At 72.3% G+C, this 9210-nt stretch carries 9 protein-coding genes; 2 read left to right on the top strand and 7 right to left on the bottom strand.

The features are described 5' to 3' along the window. Window position 1: 1 nt before the first annotated feature. On the bottom strand, window positions 2-1294 hold the full coding sequence (locus tag PV350_RS09380) for an ABC transporter substrate-binding protein (RefSeq protein ID WP_500333358.1): 1293 nt from the start codon (window positions 1292-1294) through the stop codon (window positions 2-4). A gap of 452 nt (window positions 1295-1746) precedes the next feature. Between PV350_RS09380 and PV350_RS09385 the strand changes: the two genes are divergently transcribed. Beyond that, the gene (locus PV350_RS09385; protein ID WP_500333359.1) at window positions 1747-2568 is read left to right on the top strand and encodes an HAD family hydrolase; all 822 of its coding nucleotides are present in this window, start codon (window positions 1747-1749) and stop codon (window positions 2566-2568) included. A 78-nt stretch (window positions 2569-2646) separates the two neighbouring features. Here PV350_RS09385 and PV350_RS09390 read toward each other — a convergent pair whose 3' ends face one another. The 5 genes from PV350_RS09390 to PV350_RS09410 form a co-directional block, all read right to left on the bottom strand. After that, complete coding sequence (locus PV350_RS09390; RefSeq protein WP_499514750.1) at window positions 2647-3072, bottom strand: guanyl-specific ribonuclease; 426 nt, start codon at window positions 3070-3072, stop codon at window positions 2647-2649. A 425-nt stretch (window positions 3073-3497) separates the two neighbouring features. After that, window positions 3498-4436 (bottom strand): LysR family transcriptional regulator, encoded by a 939-nt coding sequence (locus PV350_RS09395; protein WP_499514749.1) that lies wholly within the window; start codon window positions 4434-4436, stop codon window positions 3498-3500. Between the two features lie 4 nt (window positions 4437-4440). After that, window positions 4441-5634, bottom strand: a complete 1194-nt coding sequence (locus tag PV350_RS09400; RefSeq protein ID WP_499514748.1) for a PLP-dependent aspartate aminotransferase family protein — start codon at window positions 5632-5634, stop codon at window positions 4441-4443. A gap of 62 nt (window positions 5635-5696) precedes the next feature. After that, on the bottom strand, window positions 5697-6725 hold the full coding sequence (tdh, locus tag PV350_RS09405) for an L-threonine 3-dehydrogenase (RefSeq protein WP_499514747.1): 1029 nt from the start codon (window positions 6723-6725) through the stop codon (window positions 5697-5699). 246 nt (window positions 6726-6971) lie between these two features. Beyond that, window positions 6972-7457, bottom strand: a complete 486-nt coding sequence (locus PV350_RS09410) for a peroxiredoxin (protein WP_499514746.1) — start codon at window positions 7455-7457, stop codon at window positions 6972-6974. Window positions 7458-7577: 120 nt separating this feature from the next. On the opposite strand from PV350_RS09410, the gene PV350_RS09415 reads away from it, so the two are divergent. Further along, window positions 7578-8180: a TetR/AcrR family transcriptional regulator gene (locus PV350_RS09415; protein ID WP_499514745.1), complete on the top strand. Its 603-nt coding sequence runs from the start codon at window positions 7578-7580 to the stop codon at window positions 8178-8180. Window positions 8181-8286: 106 nt separating this feature from the next. Here PV350_RS09415 and PV350_RS09420 read toward each other — a convergent pair whose 3' ends face one another. Beyond that, a complete protein-coding gene (locus PV350_RS09420) occupies window positions 8287-9102 on the bottom strand; it encodes an AIM24 family protein (protein WP_499514744.1) in 816 nt (271 codons plus the stop codon). Window positions 9103-9210: the final 108 nt, after the last annotated feature.

The following is a 9210-nucleotide window of genomic DNA, read 5'->3' on the forward strand; positions in this document are numbered from 1 at the left end:
GTCACTGGCTCCAGATCTTCTGTGCGCTGCGCTGCCACGTGGTGAGGATGGAGCCGATCTCCTTGGGCTTGGCCAGGTAGTGCACCAGCGCCGTGTCGGCGGTCGGCTGGAGCGCGTCGCTGGAGTCCCGGTTGAAGAACTGCGTCACGTCGGCGGCGCTCTCGATGAGCTTGCGGCCCTTGACCACCAGCGGGGTGCCGGCGTCCTTGGCGTCCGGGTGGGTGGGCAGCGCGGTGCCGGAGGAGTTCTTGAGGTAGAGCTCCTGCGCCTCGGCGGTCGCCAGGTAGCTCAGCAGCTCCTTGATACCGTCGGCGCGCTTGCTGCGGGCGCTGGCGAAGTAGCCGTCGGTGGGCGCCTCCTCGGCGACCGGCACCTTGGGGTCGATGATGGGGAACTGGAAGAAGTCGATGTCGCCCAGGGCGTCCTTCGGGGCGGCGTCCGCGAAGAAGGTGCCGATGAGCATCATGCCGGTACGGCCCTGGAGGAGGGCGGTGGTGGCGTCCTGGAACGGTATCGCCGTGCCGTTGGGGTCGAAGAACGGCCGGGCCTGGTCCCACGTGTCGAAGACCTTGCGGACCTCGGGGTCGTCGAAGCGGTGCTGGCCCGCGAGCAGTTCGCGGTGGTACGTGGCACCGTTGACGCGGATGTTGAGGTAGTCGAACCAGGCCGAGGCGACCCACGGGGTGTCGCCGCCGGCGCCGAGGCCGATCGGGGCGACGCCCTTGCTCTTGAGCTTGTCGCACAGGTCGAGGAACTCGTCCCAGTTCTTCGGCTCCTGGACGCCCCACTTGGCGAAGTTGGACTTCCGGTAGAACATGCCCCACCAGTAGTAGCTGGTGGGCACGAAGACCTTCTTGCCGCTGGAGGCCGAGGTGCACAGCTTCTTCAGGGCGTCGGTGTAGCCGGACAGCTCGGGCTTGCCCCAGATGTCGTCCAGGTCGAGGAGCAGGTCCTTCTTGGCGTACGACTCGGCGACGGAGCCCGGGTACCAGGTGTAGATGTCCGGCGGGGTGGCCGAGGTGAGGTACGTCGGCAGCTGCGTGCGGAAGGTCTCCGACGCGACGGTGTTGAGCTCCGCCTCGGCGCCGCCGCGCTTGTTGAAGGCGGCCACGAGCTGCTGCATCGAGGTCTTCGCCTGCGGGGAGGAGAGGTTGGACTGCAGGGTCACCGGGCCGCCGGACTTTCCTCCGGAGGCGGACGGGCTCTGGGTGACGCAGCTGCTGAGCAGCGCGCCGGCGCCGACGGCGCCGGACACGGCGAGGAACCGGCGGCGGCTGGCGTTGAAGGCGGTCATCTGTGAACTCCCTTAGTGCCCACGGAACGGAGCTGAGGCCCCCTGACGGCCCGGCTCTGGGTGCGGCAGGCACAGCCTGTCGCAGGGGTCAGCGTCCCGTCAAGATTAATTAGTAATTTATTTTCGAGAGGGGTGTGACCTCGGCCGAACAAGGCCCGGGGGCACCCCTGTTGGCGCCGGATGGCATCGGTTGACGCAGGTGGAACGGGATGGAACGGGGTGGAGCGATGCGCTGCGAGACGCAGCGGACGGGTCGCGCACAGGGCTCGGAGCGCGGCCTGACGGACGCGGCCGTCCACCCCACGGAGGGCGACGTGCCGGGCGCCGGTGCCACGGCGGAAACTGTGGCGGGGCCCCCGAAGCCTGTCAATATTAATTGCTAATTAACTTAAAAACGCGATCTTTCGGTGACCTGGACGGCGTCGCGGCACCGCTTTCCGTAGGATGCGGCGATGCCCCGCCCGCGCCTGGTCGCCACCGATCTCGACGGCACGCTCCTGCGGAACGACGGCACGCTTTCCGCCCGCACGCTGGACGCCCTGCGCGCCACGGCCGGCGCGGGCGCGGAGGTCGTCCTCGTGACCGCCCGGCCGCCCCGCTACCTCGACGCGCTCGCCGCCGCCACCGGCCTCACCGGGACCGCGGTGTGCGCCAACGGCGCGATCGTGTACGACATCGGCAGCCGCACCGTCACGGGGTCCACCCCGCTCCCCGTCCCCGTCGCACGTCGGGTGGCCGCCGCCCTGCGGGACGCGGCGCCCGGCGTCGGCTTCGCCGTCGAGACGGGCCACCGGCTGCACTGGGCCCCGGGATACGGGCACCACCTGCCCGAGGACGCGGGCGCCGAGGTCCCCGTGGCCTCGCTCGCGCAGCTGTGGGCGAGCCCGGGCCCGGTCGTGAAGCTGCTCGCCTGGTCACCCGCGCTCGACGCGGACGCCCTGCTCGCCGTGGCGGAGCACGCGGCGGGCGGCCGGGCCCAGTTCACCCACTCCGGCGGCCACGGGCTGCTGGAGGTCAGCACCCGGGGCGTCACCAAGGCGGCCGCCCTCGCGGCCCTGTGCGCCTCCCGCGGCATCGCCGCCGAGGAGGTCATCGCCTTCGGCGACATGCCCAACGACCTGCCCGTCCTGACCTGGGCGGGCACGGGCTGCGCCGTCGCCAACGCGCACCCGGCCGTGCTCGCCTCGGTCGCCCACCGCACGGCCTCCAACGAGGACGACGGGGTCGCCCGCGTCCTGGAGCGGCTCTACGGGACGCGGGCACGGGAACGCTGACGGACCGCTGACGCACCGAAGGGCGGCGCCCGGTGGGACCGACCGGGCGCCGCCCCGAGGACGGTGGACGGGGCCGCGTCAGCAGCCGTAGTCGATCAGGTCGAAGGTCACGTAGTGGTCGGCGGTGTAGTAGTCCTCGTCGGCTCCCTGGCCGGTGACGATCCGCCGGGCGCCCCGGGTCGATGAGCCGGGCGTCTTGACCGTGTACTCGTGGTAGTAGCCGTTCGCGTGGGCGGGCAGCACACCCTCGCGGTTCTGGAAGACCGTCCCGTCCTGGGGGTACGGGAACGGGCCGCCCTGGTCGATCAGGCGGAGCGTGGTGTAGGCCTGGGACGGCAGGTCGGAGTAGCAGATGTCGCCGACCGACGCGGCCTGGACGACAGCCGCGGCCGCGGCGCCGGCGGGCGCCGGTGCGGCGGTCGCGACGGCCGGGCCGCCGGCGAGAAGGGCCGAGGCGAGGGCGCCCAGGGCGCCGAGGCGAAGGATCCGTGGGGGGATTCTCATGGCTTCAGGATGACGCGCGTAGAGCCTGTCATGTCAACGACAATCACGGGATGTTCCCCGGGAGTTCACACCTCCCGGTCACCCCACCGGACGGCGCAGCACCCTGACGCGACCTTGGACGTGGGCGCCGTGGGCGATGTCCGAGGCCGCATCCGGAAAGCCGGTGGCAGCCTGCGGATGAATGGGTACCGGCGCATCCGTCCCCCGAACTTCCCGGCCGGAGGGGAATTGCCTCCGCCGTCCTTGCGATCGGCCTCGAGGGTGACTCCGCGAGAGGGTCGGGTGAGCCTCTGACCTGCGCCGGGCTGCGATCCAACTCCCCCGCGGGGCGAGCCCCGGAAATGGCCGAAGAGGCCGAACCCGTGATGGCGGAGAACCCGCAAAGGGCCGAATTCAGGGACCGGCTCTCCAGGGGATTCGGGGAATCAGGACCCGGCGGTGCCGTCGGCGTCGCCCGCGCCCTCGGCCGCGTCGCGCAGGGCGTCGAGGACCGGGCGGAGCAGGGGGTGGTCCTCGGCGCCGCGGCGGACGGCGGCGAAGACGCGGCGGGTGGCGACGACGTCGTCGACCGCGCGGACGGCGACGCCGGACAGGTCCATGTCGCGCAGGGCGCTGCGCGGGACGAGGGCCACGCCGACGCCCGCGGCGGCGAGGGCGACGACGGCGCGGAAGTCGTCGGAGGAGTGCTCGAGGCGGGGCTGGAAACCGGCGTACTCGCAGGCGAGGACGACCACGTCGTGGCAGGGGTTGCCCGGGTAGGGGCCGATCCAGGTCTCGTCGGCGAGGCCGGCGACGCGCACGGTGCCGGTCCCGGCGTCGGCGAGGGCGTGGCCGGCCGGGAGGACCGCGTCGAAGGGCTCGGCGTACAGGGGGACACGGGAGAGCCGCTGGTCGTCGGCGCGGGGGGCGCCGCGGTACTCGACGGCGACGGCGATCTCGGCGCGGCCGTCGAGCACCATGGGCAGCGACTCGTCGCCCTCGGCGTCCCGGACGCGGATGTGGATGCCCGGGGCGGTGCCGCCGAGCGCGGCGATGGCCGGGGCGAGCACGAGCGCGATGCCGGTCGCGAAGGAGGCCACGGTCACCTGGCCGGCGGCGCCGGAGGTGTAGGCGGCCAGCTCGGCCTCGGCGCGTTCGAGCTGGGCGAGGACGGTGTTGGCGTGGGCGAGCAGGATCTCGCCGACGGGGGTGAGCTGGACGCCGCGGCCGCCGCGTTCCAGCAGCCGGTGGCCGGTCTCGTTCTCCAGGGCGGCGAGCTGCTGGGAGACCGCGGAGGGGGTCAGGTACAGCGCGGCGGCCGCGGCGGTCACCGTACGGTGGTCCGCCACGGCCCGCAGGGTCCGCAGCCGTCGTGCGTCAATCACCCATTCATCCTGCCAGGGCCGCGCGCGCGGCGATGAATGCGTCCACCGCCTTGTCGACGTCCGCGGTGGAGTGGGCGGCCGACAGCTGGACCCGGATGCGGGCCTTGCCGTGCGGCACGACGGGGTACGAGAAGCCGATCACGTAGACGCCGCGCTCCAGCAGCAGCTCCGCCATGCGGCCCGCCTCCGAGGCGTCGCCGATCATGACCGGGGCGATGGGGTGCTCGCCGGGCAGGATCTCGAAGCCGGCCTCGGTCATGCGGGAGCGGAAGAGGGCGGTGTTCTCCGCGAGGCGGGTGCGCAGGTCCTCGGAGTCCTCGATCAGGTCCAGGACCTTGAGGGAGGCCGCGGCGATGACCGGCGCGAGGGAGTTGGAGAACAGGTACGGGCGCGAGCGCTGGCGCAGCAGCGCGACGATCTCCGCGCGGGCCGCGACGTAGCCGCCGGAGGCGCCGCCAAGGGCCTTGCCGAGGGTGCCGGTGATGATGTCGACCCGGTCCATCACGCCGTGCAGGGCGTGGGTGCCGCGGCCGCCGGGGCCGGTGAAGCCGACCGCGTGGGAGTCGTCGACCATGACCATCGCGTCGTAGCGGTCGGCGAGGTCGCAGATCTCGTCCAGCGGCGCGATGTAGCCGTCCATCGAAAAGACCCCGTCGGTGACGATGAGGCGGCGGCGGGCGTCGGACGCCTCCTTGAGGCGGGCCTCCAGCTCGGCCATGTCGCGGTTGGCGTAGCGCAGGCGGCGGGCCTTGGACAGCCGGATGCCGTCGATGATGCTGGCGTGGTTGAGCGCGTCGGAGATGACGGCGTCGTTCTCGTCGAGGAGGGTCTCGAAGACGCCGCCGTTGGCGTCGAAGCAGGAGCTGTAGAGGATCGTGTCCTCGGTGCCGAGGAAGGCGGACAGCCGGGCCTCGAGCTCCTTGTGGACCTCCTGGGTGCCGCAGATGAAGCGGACGGACGCCATGCCGTAGCCCCAGCGGTCCAGGGCCTCCTTGGCGGCGGCGGTGACCTCGGGGTGGTCGGCGAGGCCGAGGTAGTTGTTGGCGCAGAAGTTGAGGACGTCGCCGGGGACGCCGCCGGCGGTGACGGAGACGGAGGCGCTCTGCGGTGTGCCGATCACGCGCTCGGGCTTGAAGAGCCCGGCCTCGCGGATCTCGTCGAGGGTGCCGCGCAGGTCGTCGCGGACGGAGTCGAACATCGGGGTTCTCCCTGGGAAGCTGCGGGTGGTGCGGTGGGCCGTGCCTCGGGGGCCGGGAGGGGTCAGGCGGTCCAGTCGAGGACGACCTTGCCGCAGCGGCCGCTCGCGGCGTCGTCGAAGGCGGCGTCGAAGTCGCGGTAGGAGTAGCGGCCGGTGACCACGGGGGCGATGTCGAGGCCGCCCTCCAGCAGCACGGACATGGCGTACCAGGTCTCGAACATCTCGCGGCCGTAGATGCCCTTGATGGTGAGCATCGACGTGACGATCTTGGCGAAGTCGACGGAGAAGTCCTCCGCGGGCAGGCCCAGCATCGCGATGCGGCCGCCGTTCGTCATGTTGGCGATCATGTCGCGCATGGCCTCGGGGCGGCCGGACATCTCCAGGCCGATGTCGAAGCCCTCGCGCAGGCCGAGCTCGCGCTGGCCGTCGGCGATGGTGGTCTCGGCGACGTTGAGGGCGAGGCTGACGCCGACCTTGCGGGCGAGCTCCAGGCGGTACTCGCTGACGTCGGTGATGACGACGTTGCGCGCGCCGGCGTGCTTGGCGACGGCGGCGGCCATGATGCCGATCGGGCCGGCGCCGGTGATCAGCACGTCCTCGCCGACCAGGGGGAAGGACAGCGCGGTGTGGACGGCGTTGCCGAAGGGGTCGAAGATCGCGGCGATGTCGAGGTCGACGGGGACCCGGTGCACCCACACGTTGGAGGCGGGCAGCGCGACGTACTCGGCGAAGGCGCCGTCCCGGCCGACTCCGAGGCCGATCGTGTTGCGGCACAGGTGGCGGCGGCCGGCCAGGCAGTTGCGGCACTTGCCGCAGACGAGGTGGCCCTCGCCGCTGACGCGGTCACCGGGCTTGATCTCCTCGACGTCCGAGCCCACGGCGGCGACCTCGCCGACGAACTCGTGGCCGAGCACCAGGGGGGTGCCCACGGCCTGCTGGGCCCAGCCGTCCCAGGCACGGATGTGCAGGTCGGTGCCGCAGATGCCGGTCCGCAGCACCTTGATGAGGACGTCCCCGGGACCGATCTCCGGCTCCGGGACGTCCCGCAGCCACAGGCCGGGCTCGGCCTTCTCCTTCACCAGTGCCTTCACTCTTGCGACTCCTGCCGGCAGACGATGTGGCCCGGCCCGCGCGGGGGGACGCGGACCGGGCACGAGGGAGCCCGGGCGGAGCGGCGGCGCCCGTCGGCGCCGGCTCGCGCGATGCGCCGGGCACACAGCAATCTGCCCGGCTTCGAGCGTTCAGTCCATCGATCTTTTCTTAAGCTCGGCAACAGCGCAGCTTCACGCTCGGCCGGAAGGGTGGCGCGGGCCACCCCGGCCCGGCCGCGCCGCGGCTCAGCGCGGGGCGAGCGCGGCCAGCTGCGCGGTGATGGTGTCGGTGTCCTGGAAGGTCAGCCCGATGCGGGCGACGTGCTTCCAGCGCACGATGCCCTCCGCGTCCACGATGAAGACCGAGCGCTTCAGGCCGAGGCCGGGCATGGTGATGCCGTAGGCCTTCGCCACCGTGCGCTCGGTGTCGGCGAGCAGCGGGAAGCGCAGGTCGCGCTTGCGGGCGAAGTGCTCGTGGCTGTCGAGGTCGCTGAAGTTGACGCCCCACACCGTCGCCCCGAGGTCGCGGAAGCGGTCCAGGTCGGAGGTGTAGGAGCAGAGCTGCTTGGTGCACACCGCCGTGTCGTCCCCGGGGTAGAAGGCGAGCACGACGGGGGCGCCGCGGTGCGCGGACAGGGAGTACTCACCGCGCTCGGCCTCGCCCGATCCGGTGAGCAGGACTCCGGGGAGGGCGAAGTCGGGGGCGGGGGCGCCGGTCTCGGGCACGGGCATGGCGGGGTCCTCTCACAGGGGGCGGGCTCAGGTCGTCGAGATGACGATACAGAACGTGACGATACAGAACGTTCTTTCTCGCCAGGACGCTACGCGGTGCCGTCCGCTACCGTCAAGGACATGAGTGCCCCTCCCGCCGTTCCCCTCGTCACGTACGCCGCCGCGGACGCGCCGCCGCGTGACCGCATCCTGGCCACCGCGGCCCGGCTGTTCTACGCCGAGGGGATCCACGCGGTGGGCATGGACCGGATCGTCACGGAGGCGTCCACCACCAGGGCGACGCTCTACCGGCACTTCCTGGGCAAGGAGCAGCTCGTCCTGAGCTACGTCCAGGCCACCGACGAGCAGATCCGCGCCTTCACCGAGGCCGCGCTGGAGGGCCTGGGCGCACGGGAGGCGCTGGCGGGGGTGGCCGGAGCGCTCGGCGACCAGCTCTGCTCACCGGGCTTCCGCGGCTGCCCGTTCCTCAACGCGGCCGCAGAGTACCCGGACCCGGCCGACCCCGTCTCGCGCGCGATCGTGGCCCACCGGGTCTGGCTGCGGGGGCTGGTCGCCCGGCTGCTCGCGGAGGCGGGCGCCCCCGAGCCCGCCGAGGACGCGGCGACGCTGATGATGCTGCGCGACGGCGCCGTGATGACCGCCGCGCTCGGCGACCCGGACGCGGTGCGGGCCTCGCTGGACCGGGCGGTGCGGCGCGTGCTGGAGGCTGCCGGGGTGGTGTGAGGGCGGGTCTGCCACGCCCTCACGGCAACCGATGCTCGACCTGCGTCCCGGCCTGCGCCCCGCCGCTGCCGCGCGCACGGCTCGTACGTGAGCCCGCGGGACGGCGTCAGCCGGCGTGGGTGGAGAAGAGGCCGCCGGTGGGACCCTGCTTGTCGCCGCCCTGGGCCTTCTTCAGCGCGTTGGCCAGGCCCTCGATGGTCATGGACTGCAGGATGACGCGCCCGTTGCCCTCCAGGGTCGCCAGCGACAGCCCCTCGCCGCCGAAGACGGCGTTCATGATCCCCTGCCGGTTGAGCCCGCCGATGCGCTGCACGCCGTAACGGACCCCGTCCTCGAAGGCGACGATGCAGCCGGTGTCGACCTCGATGCGGCCGCCGAAGTCGGCGGGGTTGAGGTCGATGAAGTTGCCCGCGCCCGCGATGATCACCGTGCCGCGGCCGGTGAACTTCTCCAGGACGAAGCCCTCGCCGCCGCTGGTGCCGGTGCGGCCGCCCTGGAAGGCGATGCCGAAGTCGACGGTCGATTCGGCGGCCACGAAGGCGTCCTTCTCCGCGTACCAGGCGCGCGACCCGTCCAGTTCCAGGGCGCGCATCTCCCCGGGCAGGACGCCCGCGAAGCCGACGGTGCCCTCGCCGCCGCTCGCGGAGAAGTACTGGAAGGCGATGCTCTCGCCCGCGAGCATCCGCTGGCCGACCTGCATGGCCGTGCCCATCGCCTGGCGGAGCATGCCGCCCATGCCGCCGCCCGCCGCGCCGCCCTGGGCCTCGCGCTGGGCGCCGGGACCCGCCAGGCGGGTGTCCATGCTCACGTTCGCGGTCTTGAACAGGAACTTCCCCGCCTCGCAGTAGACGGTCTGGCCGGGCTGGAGGGTGCACACGGCCATCTGCATGGCGTTGCCGACGATCTGCTGCTTCAGGGTCACTGCGGTGCTCCGGGTGGTCTCGGGACGTCCTCGTTCAGACGGATGTACCCGACAACGAACGACCCGGACGATTCGGTTCCGCTTGCTCCTCCGGGCGTGCGGCGGGGG

The sequence above is a fragment of the Streptomyces sp. PA03-6a genome, from assembly GCF_033792765.1.
Classification (GTDB): domain Bacteria; phylum Actinomycetota; class Actinomycetes; order Streptomycetales; family Streptomycetaceae; genus Actinacidiphila.

What these genes read in the sequence shown, in the direction of transcription:
- PV350_RS09380 (WP_500333358.1), bottom strand. Translation starts at nt 1,294, where the DNA reads ATGACCGCCTTCAACGCCAGCCGCCGCCGGTTCCTCGCCGTGTCCGGC.
- PV350_RS09385 (WP_500333359.1), top strand. Translation starts at nt 1,747, where the DNA reads ATGCCCCGCCCGCGCCTGGTCGCCACCGATCTCGACGGCACGCTCCTG.
- PV350_RS09390 (WP_499514750.1), bottom strand. Translation starts at nt 3,072, where the DNA reads ATGAGAATCCCCCCACGGATCCTTCGCCTCGGCGCCCTGGGCGCCCTC.
- PV350_RS09400 (WP_499514748.1), bottom strand. Translation starts at nt 5,634, where the DNA reads ATGTTCGACTCCGTCCGCGACGACCTGCGCGGCACCCTCGACGAGATC.
- PV350_RS09410 (WP_499514746.1), bottom strand. Translation starts at nt 7,457, where the DNA reads ATGCCCGTGCCCGAGACCGGCGCCCCCGCCCCCGACTTCGCCCTCCCC.
- PV350_RS09415 (WP_499514745.1), top strand. Translation starts at nt 7,578, where the DNA reads ATGAGTGCCCCTCCCGCCGTTCCCCTCGTCACGTACGCCGCCGCGGAC.